This window comes from Streptomyces sp. HB132, assembly GCF_016909575.1.
Lineage (GTDB): Bacteria > Actinomycetota > Actinomycetes > Streptomycetales > Streptomycetaceae > Streptomyces.
This window is the reverse complement of record NZ_JAFBGA010000016.1, coordinates 111,142-125,647: the sequence shown is the minus strand read 5'-3', so window position 1 is coordinate 125,647 and position 14,506 is coordinate 111,142. Positions and strand designations below refer to the sequence as shown.

The 14,506-nt window shown below is 71.8% G+C and carries 13 protein-coding genes; 5 read left to right on the top strand and 8 right to left on the bottom strand.

Annotation, left to right across the window (positions count from 1 at the left end; all coding sequences use genetic code 11):
* Positions 1 to 1,668, bottom strand: a complete 1,668-nt coding sequence (locus JOC24_RS27575) for an AMP-binding protein (protein WP_205023112.1) — start codon at positions 1,666 to 1,668, stop codon at positions 1 to 3.
* On the bottom strand, positions 1,665 to 2,429 hold the full coding sequence (locus tag JOC24_RS27570; RefSeq protein WP_205023111.1) for an SDR family oxidoreductase: 765 nt from the start codon (positions 2,427 to 2,429) through the stop codon (positions 1,665 to 1,667). The genes JOC24_RS27575 and JOC24_RS27570 overlap by 4 nt, the downstream gene beginning before the upstream one ends.
* 173 nt (positions 2,430 to 2,602) lie before the next feature.
* Here JOC24_RS27570 and JOC24_RS27565 point away from each other — a divergent pair, with 173 nt between their 5' ends.
* Entirely contained in the window at positions 2,603 to 3,871 is a 1,269-nt protein-coding gene (locus tag JOC24_RS27565; protein WP_205023110.1) for an exo-beta-N-acetylmuramidase NamZ family protein, read from the top strand.
* 78 nt (positions 3,872 to 3,949) lie between these two features.
* On the opposite strand, the gene JOC24_RS27560 is transcribed toward JOC24_RS27565, so the two are convergent.
* Positions 3,950 to 6,778 carry a penicillin acylase family protein gene (locus JOC24_RS27560; RefSeq protein WP_205023109.1) on the bottom strand — a complete coding sequence of 943 codons (2,829 nt, stop codon included), beginning with the start codon at positions 6,776 to 6,778 and terminating at the stop codon, positions 3,950 to 3,952.
* A gap of 221 nt (positions 6,779 to 6,999) precedes the next feature.
* Between JOC24_RS27560 and JOC24_RS27555 the strand changes: the two genes are divergently transcribed.
* On the top strand, positions 7,000 to 7,614 hold the full coding sequence (locus tag JOC24_RS27555) for a hypothetical protein (RefSeq protein ID WP_205023108.1): 615 nt from the start codon (positions 7,000 to 7,002) through the stop codon (positions 7,612 to 7,614).
* A gap of 42 nt (positions 7,615 to 7,656) precedes the next feature.
* Here JOC24_RS27555 and soxR read toward each other — a convergent pair whose 3' ends face one another.
* Positions 7,657 to 8,130 (bottom strand): redox-sensitive transcriptional activator SoxR, encoded by a 474-nt coding sequence (gene soxR, locus JOC24_RS27550; protein ID WP_205023107.1) that lies wholly within the window; start codon positions 8,128 to 8,130, stop codon positions 7,657 to 7,659.
* Positions 8,131 to 8,288: 158 nt separating this feature from the next.
* Here soxR and JOC24_RS27545 point away from each other — a divergent pair, with 158 nt between their 5' ends.
* A complete protein-coding gene (locus tag JOC24_RS27545) occupies positions 8,289 to 8,750 on the top strand; it encodes a MaoC family dehydratase (RefSeq protein WP_205023106.1) in 462 nt (153 codons plus the stop codon).
* A 58-nt stretch (positions 8,751 to 8,808) separates the two neighbouring features.
* On the opposite strand, the gene JOC24_RS27540 is transcribed toward JOC24_RS27545, so the two are convergent.
* The 3 genes from JOC24_RS27540 to JOC24_RS27530 all read right to left on the bottom strand — a co-directional run bounded on the left by JOC24_RS27540 (position 8,809) and on the right by JOC24_RS27530 (position 11,446).
* The gene (locus JOC24_RS27540; RefSeq protein WP_205023105.1) at positions 8,809 to 9,432 is read right to left on the bottom strand and encodes a TetR/AcrR family transcriptional regulator; all 624 of its coding nucleotides are present in this window, start codon (positions 9,430 to 9,432) and stop codon (positions 8,809 to 8,811) included.
* Positions 9,433 to 9,516: 84 nt separating this feature from the next.
* Positions 9,517 to 9,807, bottom strand: coding sequence for a YiaA/YiaB family inner membrane protein (locus tag JOC24_RS27535; RefSeq protein WP_031099588.1), 291 nt, complete (start codon positions 9,805 to 9,807; stop codon positions 9,517 to 9,519).
* Positions 9,808 to 10,258: 451 nt separating this feature from the next.
* Positions 10,259 to 11,446, bottom strand: a complete 1,188-nt coding sequence (locus tag JOC24_RS27530) for an acyl-CoA dehydrogenase family protein (RefSeq protein WP_205023104.1) — start codon at positions 11,444 to 11,446, stop codon at positions 10,259 to 10,261.
* A 64-nt stretch (positions 11,447 to 11,510) separates the two neighbouring features.
* Between JOC24_RS27530 and JOC24_RS27525 the strand changes: the two genes are divergently transcribed.
* Both JOC24_RS27525 and JOC24_RS27520 read left to right on the top strand, forming a co-directional pair.
* Complete coding sequence (locus JOC24_RS27525) at positions 11,511 to 12,182, top strand: TetR/AcrR family transcriptional regulator (RefSeq protein ID WP_205023103.1); 672 nt, start codon at positions 11,511 to 11,513, stop codon at positions 12,180 to 12,182.
* Positions 12,183 to 12,326: 144 nt separating this feature from the next.
* Positions 12,327 to 13,271 (top strand): DMT family transporter, encoded by a 945-nt coding sequence (locus JOC24_RS27520; RefSeq protein WP_205023102.1) that lies wholly within the window; start codon positions 12,327 to 12,329, stop codon positions 13,269 to 13,271.
* A gap of 118 nt (positions 13,272 to 13,389) precedes the next feature.
* On the opposite strand, the gene JOC24_RS27515 is transcribed toward JOC24_RS27520, so the two are convergent.
* The gene (locus JOC24_RS27515) at positions 13,390 to 14,469 is read right to left on the bottom strand and encodes a Zn-dependent alcohol dehydrogenase (RefSeq protein ID WP_205023101.1); all 1,080 of its coding nucleotides are present in this window, start codon (positions 14,467 to 14,469) and stop codon (positions 13,390 to 13,392) included.
* Between the last annotated feature and the right edge of the window lie 37 nt (positions 14,470 to 14,506).

Genomic DNA, 14,506 nt, shown 5'->3' with positions numbered 1-14,506 from the left:
CTAACGGGGGGAACGCAGTTCCCGCCTGAGGATCTTCCCACTCGCCGTCTTGGGGAGTTCGGCCAGGATCTCCACCTCGCGGGGATACTTGTAGGCGGCGAGCCGGTCCTTGCAGTACGCGCTCAGCTCGCCGGGTTCCGTCTCCGCCCCGGGCCGCAGGCTGACGTAGGCCCGGACCGTCTCCCCGCGGTAGGCGTCGGGAACGCCCACGACCGCCGCCTCGCGGACCGCCGGGTGGGTGTGGAGGACGTCCTCCACCTCCCGCGGCCACACCTTGAAGCCGGAGGCGTTGATCATGTCCTTCTTGCGGTCCACGACGTAGAGCCAGCCCGCCGTGTCCATGAATCCGATGTCCCCGGTGCGCAGCTCCCCGTCCGGGAACGCGGCCTCGGTGGCCTCGGGCAGGTTCCAGTAGCCGGAGACGACCTGCGGTCCCCGTACGGCGATCTCCCCCTGCTCGCCGAAGGGGACGTCGTCGCCCTTCTCGTCGATGATCCGGACCAGGGTGTCGGGGCCGGGGACACCGACCGAGAGCGTCCCGGAGAGGGGGTCGACGGGTGCCTCGCGCTCCGGCGGTACGGAGGCGCACGGCGCGGTGCACTCGGTGAGTCCGTAGCCGTTGCGGATGTACGGGCCGAGGTCCTCGCGGAACTTCTCCACGAGTGCGGGCGGCAGGGGTGCGCCGCCGGAGGAGAGCACCTGGAAGGAGGCGAAGTGCTCCCTGGTGACACCGGGGTGCGCGGCGAGCGCCATGAAGGCGGTCGACGGGCCCACCGTGTAGGCCGGTCGGTGCTCCGCGAAGGCCTCCAGGACGACGCTCGCCTCGAAACGGTAGGCCAGGACCAGGGTGCCCGCGTTGGCGACGCACGCGGCGAGCTGGCACACCATGCCGGTGATGTGGAAGAGCGGGGCCAGCGCGAAGTAGGCCGAGCCCTCACCGATGGGGTGTCCGGCCCGCTGCCGTTCGGCGTTGACCATGATGTTGCCCTGGGAGTTGATGGCCCCCTTGGGCGTGCCGCTCGTCCCGGAGGTGTAACTGATCAGGGCGGTGTCCGCGGCGGTGAGCTCCCGGCCCTCCGGGGCGGCGAGCCCGCGGCGGGCCACGGCCACCAGGTCGGCCGCCCGGTCGTCCGGGCCGGGCGCGGGCAGCCGCTCGAAGCCGAGCACCCGCGGGTCGTCGACCGATTGGAGGTCGAGCTCGCAGGCCGTGACGGCGATCCTCACGCTCCCGGTTGCCTCCGCGGTGGCCCGCAGCCAGGACTCCCAGGCCCGGTCGGAACAGATCAGGGCGGTCACCTCGGCGTCCTTCAGCACGTGCCCGACCTCGCCTGACTTGTACATCGGGTTGAGGGGGACGACGGTCGCGCCCGCCTTCCAGGCACCGAGCACGGCGAGCACGAAGTGCGGGGTGTTCTGGAGCATGACCGCGACGCGGTCGCCGCGCCGCAGCCCCTCGGCCGCGAGGTGCCCGGCCACGGAGTCGGACAGCTCGTCGGTCTCGCGGTAGCTGAGGCGCCCGTCGAAGTAGGCGAGCGCGGTGTGCTCAGGGGCCCGCCGGACGGCCTCACGGAACGCGTGCACCATCGTCTCCGCCGGACGGAGAGGGGCGAGCTGGGCCTCGCTGAGCAGGGCGGTCCAGGGCTTCGCCGCGTAGATCGACTCGGTCACGCGCCGGTCTCCTCCCACTTCCGCTGCAGGTGGTTCATGTTGCCGATCCACTGGTCGGGGTCCTTGGCGCGGGCGCGGTAGTAGCCCGCCACCTCGGGGTGCGGCAGGACGAGGAAGCGGTCCTGCTCCATGGCGTCGAACAGGGCCTCGGCGACGGCCTCCGGCTCGATCGCGGTGGGCGCGAGCACGAGCTCGCCCGCGGAGCCGGCCGCCGTGAGCATGTCCGTACGCACGCCCTGGGGGCAGATCGTGTGGACCTTGACGCCACGGTGCCGGTAGGTCAGCGAGAGCCACTCGGCGAAGGCGACCGCCCCGTGCTTGGTGACGCTGTACGGGGCGGCGCCGATCATCGTCAGCAGCCCGGCGGCCGACGCGGTGGACACGAAGCGGCCGCTGCCGCGCTCCAGCCAGTCCGGCAGCAGCGCCTTGGCCGCACGGACGTGGGACATGACGTTGACGTCCCAGGCCGCCGCCCAGACGTCCTCCTCGGCGAAGGCGTCGCCGCCCGAGGCGAGGCCGGCGTTGGCGCAGTAGACGTCCACCGTGCCGTCGAGCGCGTCACGCGCGGCGCCCACGATCTGCGAGGCGTCACCGGCGACCACGGTGCCGCCGATCTCCTCGGCGAGAGGCCTGATCCGGTCGGCGTCGAGGTCGTTGACCACGACCCGCGCGCCCTCGGCGGCGAATCTGCGGGCGAGGGCGGCCCCGATGCCGCCTCCGGCTCCCGTCACCACTACGCCAGCGCCCTGCACCGTACTCATCGGTCCCGCCTCTCTCAGCCGTCGTCTCCCGGCAGACTAACCAGTCGGTATGTGATCGGGGAAGGGGTACGGGGCAGGACTGGGAATCTGCCCGGTCGCGCCCGTTCCGTGCGCCCCGCGCCCGCGCTAGCGTGCGTGACCATGACAGTCGTCACGATCATGGAGGTAGCCGAATGACCCTTTCCAGGCGTGGATTGCTGGCTGTCGGGGGTGCGATGGGAGCCCTCGCGACGACCGCCGCCGGTCCGGGAACGGCCGTGGCCGCCGGGCAGGGACAGGGCACCGGCCGACCCCGGGTCCGTACCGGCTTCGACCGGCTGGCCGCCGACGGGTACCGGCTGCTGGCCGGGCAGAAGGTGGGTGTCGTCACCAACCCGACCGGGATCACCGGCGACGTACGGCACATCGTCGACGTGATGCACCCCGACGAGCGCGTGAACCTGACGGCCGTCTTCGGCCCCGAGCACGGCTTCCGGGGGACCGCGCAGGCGGGCGGCTCGGAGGGGCGCTACGACGACCCGGCGACCGGGCTGCCGGTCTACGACACCTATCTGAAGAGCGGGCAGCCGCTGGCCGACGTCTTCACCGCCTCGGGCGTCGACACGGTGGTCTTCGACATCCAGGACGCCGGCTCCCGGTTCTACACGTACATCTGGACCCTGTACGACTGCATGGAGGCGGCGGCGCTCGCGGGCAAGCGGCTCGTCGTCCTGGACCGGCCGAACCCGGTGACCGGGCGGGCGGCGCTGGGTCCGGTGCTCGATCCGGCGTTCGCGACGTTCGTGGGGCGCAGGGAGATCTCGCAGGCGCACGGCATGACGGTGGCGGAGCTGGCGCTGCTGTTCAACGAGGAGTTCCTGGCGGACGGGCCCGTGGAGCTGGACGTCGTGAAGATGTCCGGGTGGCGGCGCGGGGACTTCTTCGACGCGACGGGCCTGCCGTGGGTGCCGCCGAGCCCCAACATGCCGACCCCGGAGACGGCGCTGGTCTACTCCGGGACGTGCCTGTTCGAGGGGACGAACCTCTCCGAGGGCCGGGGCACGACACGACCGTTCGAACTGCTCGGCGCGGAGGGCGTCGACCACCGCTGGGCGGAGGCCGCCAACGGCCTGGAGCTGCCCGGGGTCGCCTTCCGTGAGGCGTACTTCGCCCCGACCTTCTCCAAGTTCCAGGGGAAGACGGTGGGCGGGGTGCAGGTGCACGTCCAGGACCGGGAGGCCTTCGACCCCGTACGCACCGGAATCGCGCTGCTGATCACGGCAAAGCGGACGTGGAGCGGGTTCGCCTGGCGTTCGGACAACTGGATCGACAAGCTCACGGGCAACACCCGGGTCCGCACGATGATCGACGCGGGGGCGGACACGGACGAGGTGGCGGGAGCCTGGGCGGCCGACCTCGCGGCGTTCCGGAAGGTGCGGAGGAACCACCTGCTGTATCGCTGAGGAGCATGGCGTACGGAGCGCCGGACGGGCCGGGGAGCCCGGCCCGTCCGGCGGTCGAGAACACCTCGCGGTCAGGACTCAGCGGTGCGAGGGGAACTCCACGACCTGCTGGTAGGTCGGCCGGTTCTGCCAGTGGATCGCCTTCTGCGAGATCCCGCCCAGCGGACGGTGCACGATCGCGTCGGTGCACCACTGCTCACCGGCCTTGCAGCTGTCGTCACCCGGGTAGACCGTGGTCGCGGGCGCGGCGGCCGCCTCCTTCAGCGTGCCGAGCAGCGCGGAACGGCAGGCGCTCAGGTCGCCGTTGCCGCAGTACGTATTCGCCAGCGGCCCCTTGACGGGCTGTCCGAGGACCTGGCGCAGGTCCTTGTCCGCGAAGCCCCACCAGCCGTACTGGAACGCGGAGCCGCTGTGCGCCCCGCTCGGCCCGTGACTGGCTGCCGGGGACTCGTCCGTGGCCAGGTTCGCGGTCAGTGCCGCGTAGAGGCCGTCGCCCAGGCCGGGACGGAACTCGGCCTCGACAAGCTTCGGCCACCAGGCGTCCATGATCCGTACCGCGTCCGCGTGCGTGTACGTGTGCGATCCGGAGCTGGTCTCCTTGCGCTGCGCACCCGCCGCCCGCCACGAGTCCAGCTGCTGCACCACGGTGTCGAGCGCCGGGTCGGTGACCGGCTGGGACCGCAGCACCTTCAGGAGTTCGGGCAGCAACTGCTCGCCCCGGAGGTCGGTGAGAGCCGCCTCCGCCATGGCGCGGGTGAGGGAGGCGCGGGTCACGCCGCCCTCCTCGACGAGTGCGGACACCCGGTCGTCGAGCAGGTCACCCCGGTGTACCGCGCCGAAGCCGAACGCGGCGGTGGCGTAGTCCTTGGCCTGACGGTTGTTCCAGGAGATGTAGTAGTCCTGGCCGCTGGAGTGCGGGTGCTCGGCGAAGGGTGTGTACGTGGCGGTGTTGGCGGCGGGGTCGTAGCCCTTCCACTCGTACGCCTTCTCGGCCTTGACCGGCAGCGCCGGGTCGACTCCGGCGGCGCGCACCGGATTCATGCCGCTGTTGTAGAAGGCCGCGGTGCGCGAGTCGGCGTAGAACCAGTTGAAGGCGTAGTCGATGTGGCCGGCCGCCCGCTGGAAGGAGGCCGCGTCCGTGACGAGGGCCGGGTCGTTGAGCATCTGGAAGCCGATGATCGAGTCGGCCTCGTGGCGGTAGGTGGTACGCAGCGAGGTGTACGCGACGGGCTTGCCGCCCACCGTGGCGCGGTGGGTGACGATGCCGTAGTCCGTGCGCCACACCTGCATCCGGTAGGAGCCCTTGGCGGTGGAGTCGGCGACGGTGGGCTTCCAGGAGTTGGTGCGTTCCATCTTCTCCATGGGCGTGCAGACACCGTCGTCGCGGTAGTGCGTGGAGCTCTTGGAGGGTGCGGAACCGTCGGCTTCACAGAGCTCGACGGCGTACGTGTCGGTGATGTCCTGGCCCGCCGAGGTGGCGCTCCAGGCGTAGTCCTGGCCGCGGCCCATCTGGATGTACATGCCGACGCCCGCGAAGGAGACGCCACGGGCGCTGATGCCGGGCCCCTGGAGCTCCTGGAGCATCATCAGCTGCGGGGCGAAGTAGCCGGTCTGGGGACCCATGACGGCGATGGGGTTACCGCTCGCGGTGTGCTTGCCCGACACCAGGAGCGCGTTGGACATGCCCCGCTTCTGGGCACCGTCGCCGGATCCGGGCAGGGCTCCCTCCGGGATGACTCCGTCGTCGTACATGCCCTGCAGCGGCTCGAGCGCGGCCGGCGCCTTCACGGGGGCCTTCGCGTCGGTGCCCGCCGAGCCGGTGCGGTCGTATATCAGCGGTTCGGGAGTGACCGAGTCCGCGTCGGGGAGGGCGGTGCCGCGGGCCTGGTCGGGCTTGCCCGCGTAGGGGAACGAGGTGCCGTCGTGGACGGTGAGGACGGCCTCGGGGTCGTTGCGCTGGCGGAAGGACTCCCAGACGCGGGTGCCCTCCTCGACACCGTATTTCTGCTGGGCGGCGAGCAGGGAGAGCGCGGCCTGCACCTCGCCGCCGCCTCCCCCGCCGAACTGTCCGCCGACGACGGAGGCGATCGAGATCAGGTCGGTCAGCTCGAACGGCTGGATCTCACCCACGTTGGTGATGGAGTCGATCTTCCCGGTGAGGACGTACTCCCCCGGGAAGTAGCGGCCGTTCTTGGACTTCTCCCGGTAGGAGTTGATGCCGTCGACGTAGGCCTGCGCATCGGCCATCGCCTGCTCACCGCGCGGGCCCTCGGACGTCCGGATGAATTCGACCTGGGCTTCCAGGTCCGCCTCCGTGTAGGGCGCCTGCGGCCAGAACTGCTGCTCCAGCCCCTGGTTGGCCAGGGCTCCCCCGGCGAAGGAGGTCAGCTGGCCGCGCCCGATGTGCCGGAAGAGGTCCATGAGCCACAGCCGGTCCTGCCCGGCGGCGAACCCCGCGCCGAACTCGGTGCCGTAGCGGGTGGTGCCCTTGATGTGGGGGACGCCGCTCTTCTTGTCGCGGGTGATCGTGACGTCGTCGCGCGGCTTCGTCACGGACTCGACCTGGTCGGCGGCGACCCCGAAGGAGGCGTCGTTGAAGAAGTCGGTCAGCTTCTGGTCCGTGAGGCTCGTGTGACCCGCGACCAGGCCGTTGTAGCGGTCGAGCTGGTCGTCGCTGTGCGCGGGGTGCGTGCCGAACGCCTTGTTGCCGAGGATCTCGACGAGCGTGGCGTTGCCGTTCTCACCTGGCGGCAGGATGTCCGCGCACTGACTTCGGCAGTGGTCGGTGACGGCGAGGGGCTTCGGCTCCGCCGCGCCGGCGCTGGGCGCCGAGGCGAGCAGGGACGTACCGAGGGCGAGGACGGCCGCGACTGTGGCGGCTCTGAGCGTGCGGGTGCGTGGGGGCATGCGTGCTCCTCCGGGTGGCCGATGCGCCGGAGGTTACTGGCGGTAGGCCCCGCCGGTAAGATGAACATCAGTCACTTTTTCCGAATCACCACACGCCCGCACACGGTCCCACGTGGACCGTCTCAGCCTGTGGACGCATTTCACCCTTGAATGGAGCCAGACCGGGCAGTCGTACGTCCATCCCTTGACGCCGAAGAACGAGCGACGGAGGTGGCAGTGCCATGGCCGGTTTCCGGAGTCTTGCGAGACAGGTCCGCGATCCGCGGGGCGATCTGGCTTTGCGGCGGTACTCGCTGCGCAAATGCCTGGAGCGATTCGCCCCTTACGGACACCGGGCGACCTGGGATCACCTGTGCGCCCGGCACGGGATGGAGCCCGAGGACAGGGCCCCCGACCCGGTGCGCCTGATCCGCGCACTGGAGGAACTGGAGGAGGCGCGGGCCGTCTGGCTCGCGTACGAGACAGGCTTCGCCGAACGGCGGCGCCGCGAGAAGCACGACGGGTTGCGCAGGCCCGGCGCGTTCGACGACTGGCACCGCAGGACCTGGGGCGGCTACGGGATCGCGCACTGCGACGATCCGGGGGTCCATCCCACCGCGCCTCTGGCCGAGGTCCTGGGACGGCTCATCGCGGCCCTGGGGGCGAAGCCCCGGGCGGGGTGCCCGGTCTGCGCGGGAACCGGAATCGTCTGGCGGCAGGACCTGGACCGCGAACCATGGGCCGGCCCCGTCTGCACGGACTGCGGCATCGTGGTCCCCTGCCCGGTCCTGACCACGGGCGCACTGACCAGGGCCAGGGGGGCACGGGCACTCAAACTGACGGCGTCGGCGGCCTAGGGCAGCGGGACGCCACGACGGCCGGCCGTGGCCCGCGCGTACTCAGGAGGGGCCGGCCGCGCCCTGCTCGGGCATCAGGCGTGACCCGGTCAGCCGGCCACCGAAGACGTCGTCGGGGTTGGACAGCACGCAGGTCTCCAGCGACAGGCACCCACATCCGATGCAGTCGGTGAGGTGGTCGCGCAGGCGCCCCAACTGCTTGATGCGCTCGTCCAGCTCCGAGCGCCACGCCCGGGAGAGCCTGGCCCAGTCCTCGTGGTTCGGCGTGCGCTCCTCCGGCAGCTCCGCAAGCGCGCCCCGGATCGTGGCGAGCGGGATGCCGACGCGCTGCGCGGCGCGGACGAACGCCACCCGGCGCAGCGCGTCCCTCGTGTAGCGGCGCTGGTTGCCGCTGGTGCGGCTGCTGCTGATCAGGCCCTTGGACTCGTAGAAGTGCAGGGCGGACACCGCGGCCCCGCTACGGGCGGACAGCTGGCCGACCGTGAGTTCTCGGTACGTGTGTGGGATCTGTGGCACCCGCCGAACCCTAGTGGCCGTATCCGGCCTCCGCCGCACCTTCGACAACCCGGCCGGGGTCCGTCGTTGACACGGACGCGTCGCCCAACCATGCTGAGCAAGCGCTTAGACATCGTCCGGGAAGGGCGACCGACAGCCGGAAGGCAGGGACCAGGAACATGGCAGAGCCGAAGATCTTCACGTCCGCTCAGGAGCTGCGGGACGGGGTGGGCGAGGAGCTCGGTCACAGCGACTGGCTGGAGATCGAGCAGAAGCGGATCGACCAGTTCGCCGAGGCCACGGGCGACCACCAGTGGATCCACGTGGACCCCGAGCGCGCCGCGGGCGGCCCCTTCGGGACGACGATCGCCCACGGCTATCTCACCCTGTCGCTCCTGCCGGTGCTCGTACCGCAGATCCTGCGGGTCGAGGGCGCCAAGATGGGGATCAACTACGGCACCAACAAGGTCCGCTTCCCCTCGACCGTCCCGGTCGGCTCGCGGCTGCGCGCCACGGCCGTGCTGAAGAACGTCGAGGAGGCGGGCGGCGGCGTACAGGTGACCGCGCTCGTCACCATCGAGCGCGAGGGCGGCGACAAGCCCGCCTGCGTCGCGGAGTCGGTGTCGCGCTACTACTTCTGAGGCGCGCCGCCGACTCCGACCGGTGCGGAGTGCGCCGGGCCCGCGGGGGCGCCCGGCGTCACTTCTGGGCGCCCACCATGCGCAGGACGAGGTCCGCGTAGAGGGTGCCGACCTCCTCGGGCGTCCGGCTGCCCTGCGCGTTGAACCAGCGCGCGACGTCGATGCAGAGGGACAGCACGGCGAGCGTGGTGCCCGGGACGTCCGGGACGTCGAACTCGCCGGCCCGGACGCCATCGCTGATGATCCGGCGCACCGCGGCGTCGCTCTTCCTGCGCAGGGCCACGATCTCGGCACGGTGCTCTTCGCCGAGGGCTTCCAGTTCGTACTGCACCACGCGCGCCGTGGTGTGGCGCTCGGCGTGCCAGCGGACGAAGGACCGGACGGCGTCGGCGAGCCGGTCGGACGCGGTGCCCCCGTTGTCGGCCGCCGTCTCCAGGAGGCGCAGCGCCCGGTCGTGACCGATCCTGCTGATCCGGTGGAGCAGCTCTTCCTTCGTCTTGTAATGGATGTAGAGCGCGGCGGGGCTCATCCCCGCCCGGCCGGCGATGTCACGGGTGGTCGTCGCGTGGTAGCCGCGCTCGGCGAACGCCTCGACGGCGGCGACGAGCAGTCGCCGGGCCGCCTCGGGCGTGACCTCGCTCCACGGCGCGTTCTCGCCGTCGCTCTCCTCCGCCGTGCTCATCGCCACGTGTCCCTTTCCGCTGGCAGGACGAACACCATACCGCGAACCTGAGCAAGCGCTTAGAGCGCTCCCCGGGTGCGGCCGTCAGAGCTTCTGGAAGGGGTCGTGCTCGGCAAGGATCTTCTCCAGCCTGGCCTGGTCCACCCGGCTGACGATCTGCCCCGCCTCCTGTCGGTCCCTGATGACCTTGGCCAGGGTGAAGCACGAAGTGACGAGATAGAGGACGCCGATGGCGAGGAAGGCCCGCACCCAGGCGTCGGCGTCGAGGAAGAAGATGCCGAGGGCCACCGCGCCCATCGCCACCCCGAAGGAGAGGACGGCCTGTCCGTAGAAGGCCGCGGTGCTCTGCTGCTTGACCGATGTCGTCTCACTCATGTCCCACAGCATCCGCCGCGGCGACGAACCGGCGGTATCCGTCGGCGTACTCAGCCGGTACTCATCGGCACGGGTGCCGCTCCCTGGCGCCGGGAGGGGCGGTCGCGCCCCACGGCGCCCGTGCCGGGCCCCGGACGCGGCGGCGAAGGCCGCCGGCGACCGCTGGGCGGTGCGCCGCGCCCCTCTGCCGTGGTGCGGTGCCGGCCGCGGGGGCGGCGGGCCCGTCACACCGGTGGGACGCGGCCGAGCGGTCGGCGGACGGGAGCGCGCGCGCCCGTCCGGCTCCCTGCTCATGGGCGCCGTCACCGTACTCGGCAGGCCGGAGAAGCGCGGATGCGTCGACGAGTAGTCCCGGTGACGGACGGGTGACGGTCGCCATCACGAGGCCGCTCGTGAGCAGCACCGGAACGACCGGTCCCGCCGCGTACCGCTCCACCGGGGCCGGAGTGGTTCAGAAGGCGGAGACCCCCGTCAGCGCTCGGCCGATGATCAGCTTCTGGATCTGGCTGGTGCCCTCGTACAGGGTCATCACGCGGGCGTCCCTGACCAGCTTGCCGACGGGGTACTCGTCGATGTAGCCGTAGCCGCCGAAGACCTGGAGGGCGTTGTTCGCCGCGCGGACCGCGGCCTCGGAGGCGAAGAGCTTGGCCGTGGACGCCGCGGTGGCGAAGTCCTGCCCCCGGTCGACGAGGTCGGCGACGCGCCAGGTCAGCATGCGGGCGGCGTCGACGTCCACGGAGATGTCGCTGATGAGTTCCTGGACGAGCTGGTAGCTCGCGATGGACTTGCCGAACTGTTCGCGCTCGCCCGCGTAGCGCACGGCGGCGTCCAGGGCGGCCTGTGCGATGCCGACGCAGCCCGCCGCGACCGACATCCGGCCCTTGGCCAGGGCGGACATGGCGACGGTGAAGCCCTTGCCCTCGGGCCCCAGGAGGGCGGAGGCGGGGACCCGGACGTCCTCCAGCACGAGTTCGGCCGTGGCCTGGCCACGCAGCCCGAGCTTGCCGTGGACGGTGCGCCGGGTCACGCCGGGTGCGTCGGCCGGCACCAGGAAGGCGGAGACGCCCCGGTGCCCCGGGGTGTCGTCGGTGCGCGCGAACAGGAGGATCACATCGGCCCAGGTGCCGTTGGTGATGAACATCTTGGAGCCGTTGATGACGTAGTCCCCACCGCTCCCGGCCCCGCCCGGGCGGGAGGTGTCCCCTGTGTCGCGCACGGCCCTGGTGCTCAGGTTCCCCGCGTCGGAGCCGGTCCCCGGCTCGGTGAGGCCGAAGCAGCCGATGGCCGCGCCCGCGGTGAGCTTCGGCAGCCACTGCCGCTTCTGCTCCTCACTGCCCCAGGAGGCGATCGTCTTGGCGACCAGGCCGAGCGAGACCGAGACGATGCCGCGCACCGAGGAGTCACCGCGGCCGAGTTCCTCGGTCACCAGACAGTAGGCGAGATGGTCCCCTCCGGAGCCGCCGTACTCCTCCGGGATCGTCAGCCCGAGGAAACCGAGGGCGCCCAGCTTCTTCACGATCGACTTGTCGACACTCTCGGCGCGGTCCCATTCGACGACGTGCGGGGTGATCTCCCGTGCGACGAAGTCCTCGGCGAGCTGCCGGACGGCGTCCTGCTCCTCGCTCAGCTCCAGGTTCATCCTGTGACACCCACTTTTAATTAGCACTGCTAGTTTTAGGCTTGCAGGCCCTACTATGTGCCGCATGGCCCGACCGCGCAAGCCCCTCCTCAGCAGAGACCGCATCGTGGCGGCGGCGAGCGCGCTCGTCGACGCCGAGGGGCTGGACGCCGTCTCGACCCGCCGTCTCGCGGCCGGCCTGGGGGTCAGCGGGCCCTCGCTGTACAACCACTTCCGGAACAAGGACGAGATCCTCGACGCGGTCGCCGACGCCGTGTCGGCCCAGGTCGACCTGTCGATGTTCGAGGAGTCGGACCCGCGCGACTGGCCGGCCGCCCTGCACGACTGGGCCGTCTCCTACCGCGCGGCGCTCACCGCGCACCCGCACATCGTCCCGGTGCTCGCCCAGGGGCCGGGCCGCCGTCCGGCCGGCCTGCGGGTCGCCGACGCGGTCTTCGGCGCCATGGTCCGGGCCGGCTGGCCGCCCGCCCAGGCCACCTACATCGGCGCCCTGATGCGCTACTTCATCACCGGATCGGCACTGGGCTCCTTCGCCCGCGGATTCGTCGACGACGAGACGGCGTACGACCCCGCGGACTACCCCCACCTCGGCCAGGCCCACCTGCTGGCCGACCGCCGCCAGCAGGTCGACGAGGGCGCCTTCGAGACGGGGCTGCGCGCCCTGCTGGACGGTCTCGCCCTCCAGTACGAGCAGTCGGCCCTCCGCACCCCCCGGCCCGCTCCGAACAGCGCCTGACGCGTCCGTCGCCGTCCACGGCCCACCTGCGGCCGGGGAGCGCAGCCGGTCCTGCGCCCGCCCGGCCCGGCGCAGGGCCGACGTCACTCGGCGTCGTCGACAATTCGGTGGGCCCGGAAGCGTCCTGGGCTTACCGTCGGGGCCATGACGACGACACCGCCGGTGAGCCCCGCCCCGCCCACCGCATCCCGACGCGACTGGCGTGCTCCGGCGGCCGCCTGCACCACGGTCATCCTGTGGGCCTCGGCCTTCGTATCCATCCGCAGCGCCGGCGAGGCGTACTCACCGGGTGCGCTGGCGCTGGGGCGGCTCCTCGCGGGCACGCTGACGCTCGGCGCGATCCTGCTCGTGCGCCGCGAAGGGCTGCCGTCCCGGGCGGCCTGGCCGGGCGTCATCGGATCCGGGCTGCTCTGGTTCGGGCTGTACATGGTCGTGCTCAACTGGGGTGAGCAGCAGGTCGACGCCGGGACGGCGGCCATGATCGTGAACGTGGGGCCGATCCTGATGGCGCTGCTCGGTGCCAGGCTGCTCGGCGAAGGGCTGCCGCGCCGGCTGCTGACGGGCATGGCGGTGTCGTTCGCGGGCGCCGTCGTCGTCGGCCTCTCCATGTCCGGGCACGGGGGTTCCTCGGTGCTCGGGGTGCTCCTGTGCCTGCTGGCCGCGCTGTCGTACGCGGGCGGAGTGGTCATCCAGAAGCCGGCGCTCCGTCACGGTTCCCCGCTGCAGATCACCACGTTCGGCTGCCTGATCGGCACGGTCGCCTGCCTGCCGTTCACCGGGGCCCTGGTCTCCGAGGCGGCCGACGCACCTCTGTCCGCCACGCTGAACATGGTCTATCTCGGCGTGTTCCCCACGGCACTCGCCTTCACCACCTGGGCCTATGCGCTGGCACGGACCACCGCGGGCCGGATGGGCGCGACGACGTACGCGGTGCCGGCGCTGGTGGTGCTGATGTCCTGGCTGCTGCTCGACGAGGTGCCCGCGCTGCTCACCGTGGCGGGCGGGCTGCTCTGCCTGGCCGGGGTCGCGGTCTCCCGGACACGTGCGCGGAGGGCGCGTGGGGAGGCGGAACCCGCCGCGGCCGCCTGAGGGACATCGTCCTTACGGGGCGGGCGCGCGGAGCCTGATCCGCCGCAATGCTCGGCGCGGGCGGGCGGGGCCGCGTATCGTGCGGCCCCGCCGTCCGGCCGGCGCCGTCTGGAACCGTCTAGAACACAACCAGCGCGCGTCCGCCCTTGCCCGCGATCATGTTCTCGAAGGCCGCCGGGATGCCGTCGAGCGCGATCCGCTCGGTGACCAGCATGGAGAGGTCGAACCGTCCGGCGCGGATGTGCTCGGCGATCACCGGCAGGTCGCGGGCTGGATCGCTGTTGCCGTAGACGCAGCCGGTGAGGGAGCGGCCCCAGTGGAAGATCTCCAGGGCGTTGAAGGTCACCTGCTGGTCCTTGCCGCCGATGCCGACGACCGTGGTGCGGCCGCCGCGGCGGGTCGATTCCCAGGCGCCGCGGATGGTGGCGGGCCGGCCCACGCACTCCACGGCGACGTCCGCGCCCTGGCCACCGGTGAGCTTGCGGACGGCGCGCGGTGTGGTGTCGGACGCGAGGACGTAGTCGGTGGCGCCGGCCCGGCGGGCGAGCTCCTCCTTCTCCGGTGACACGTCCACCGCGATGATCTTCGATGCTCCGGCGATGCGGGCCGCCTGCAGGACCGCGAGGCCGACCCCGCCGATGCCGAGGACGACGACGCTCTCGCCCTCGCGCACCCGGGCGGAGTGGTGGACCGCGCCGTACCCGGTCAGGACCGCGCAGCCGAGCAGGGCGGCGTCGTCGAGCGGGATGCCGGACGGGGCGGGCAGCACGCAGTTCGCGGCGACGACGGTCTCCTGGGCGAAGGCGGCGACGTTGAGGCCGGGGTGGAGCTCGGTGCCGTCGGCGGTACGTGCGTGGACGTTCGCCGCGCCCTTCAGCGCGTCGGCGCACAGCCAGACCTCGCCGATCCCGCAGTGGAAGCACGCTCCGCAGGACGGCGCCCAGTTGAGGACGACCGGGTCGCCGGCGGCCACGTGGGTGACGCCCTCGCCGACGGCGAGCACCGTGCCGGCCCCCTCGTGGCCGAGGACGGCCGGGACGGGCAGCCGCATGGTGCCGTCGGACAGGGACAGGTCGGAGTGGCAGACACCGGCGGCGGCGAGGCTGACGCGCACCTGGCCGGGACCGGGCTCGGGAAGTTCGATGTCGGTGATCTCCAGGGGAGCTCCGACGGCGGGCAGTACGGCGGCGCGGACCACGAACAGACTCCTCGGTGGATCGTCGGGCGGATCAGAG

Bases quoted from the DNA above. Each gene is read 5' to 3' on its own strand.
- JOC24_RS27545 (WP_205023106.1), top strand. From the start codon at position 8,289: ATGGCAGAGCCGAAGATCTTCACGTCCGCTCAGGAGCTGCGGGACGGG.
- JOC24_RS27565 (WP_205023110.1), top strand. From the start codon at position 2,603: ATGACCCTTTCCAGGCGTGGATTGCTGGCTGTCGGGGGTGCGATGGGA.
- JOC24_RS27535 (WP_031099588.1), bottom strand. From the start codon at position 9,807: ATGAGTGAGACGACATCGGTCAAGCAGCAGAGCACCGCGGCCTTCTAC.
- JOC24_RS27530 (WP_205023104.1), bottom strand. From the start codon at position 11,446: ATGAACCTGGAGCTGAGCGAGGAGCAGGACGCCGTCCGGCAGCTCGCC.
- JOC24_RS27555 (WP_205023108.1), top strand. From the start codon at position 7,000: ATGGCCGGTTTCCGGAGTCTTGCGAGACAGGTCCGCGATCCGCGGGGC.
- JOC24_RS27570 (WP_205023111.1), bottom strand. From the start codon at position 2,429: ATGAGTACGGTGCAGGGCGCTGGCGTAGTGGTGACGGGAGCCGGAGGC.
- JOC24_RS27540 (WP_205023105.1), bottom strand. From the start codon at position 9,432: ATGAGCACGGCGGAGGAGAGCGACGGCGAGAACGCGCCGTGGAGCGAG.
- JOC24_RS27560 (WP_205023109.1), bottom strand. From the start codon at position 6,778: ATGCCCCCACGCACCCGCACGCTCAGAGCCGCCACAGTCGCGGCCGTC.
- JOC24_RS27520 (WP_205023102.1), top strand. From the start codon at position 12,327: ATGACGACGACACCGCCGGTGAGCCCCGCCCCGCCCACCGCATCCCGA.
- JOC24_RS27525 (WP_205023103.1), top strand. From the start codon at position 11,511: ATGGCCCGACCGCGCAAGCCCCTCCTCAGCAGAGACCGCATCGTGGCG.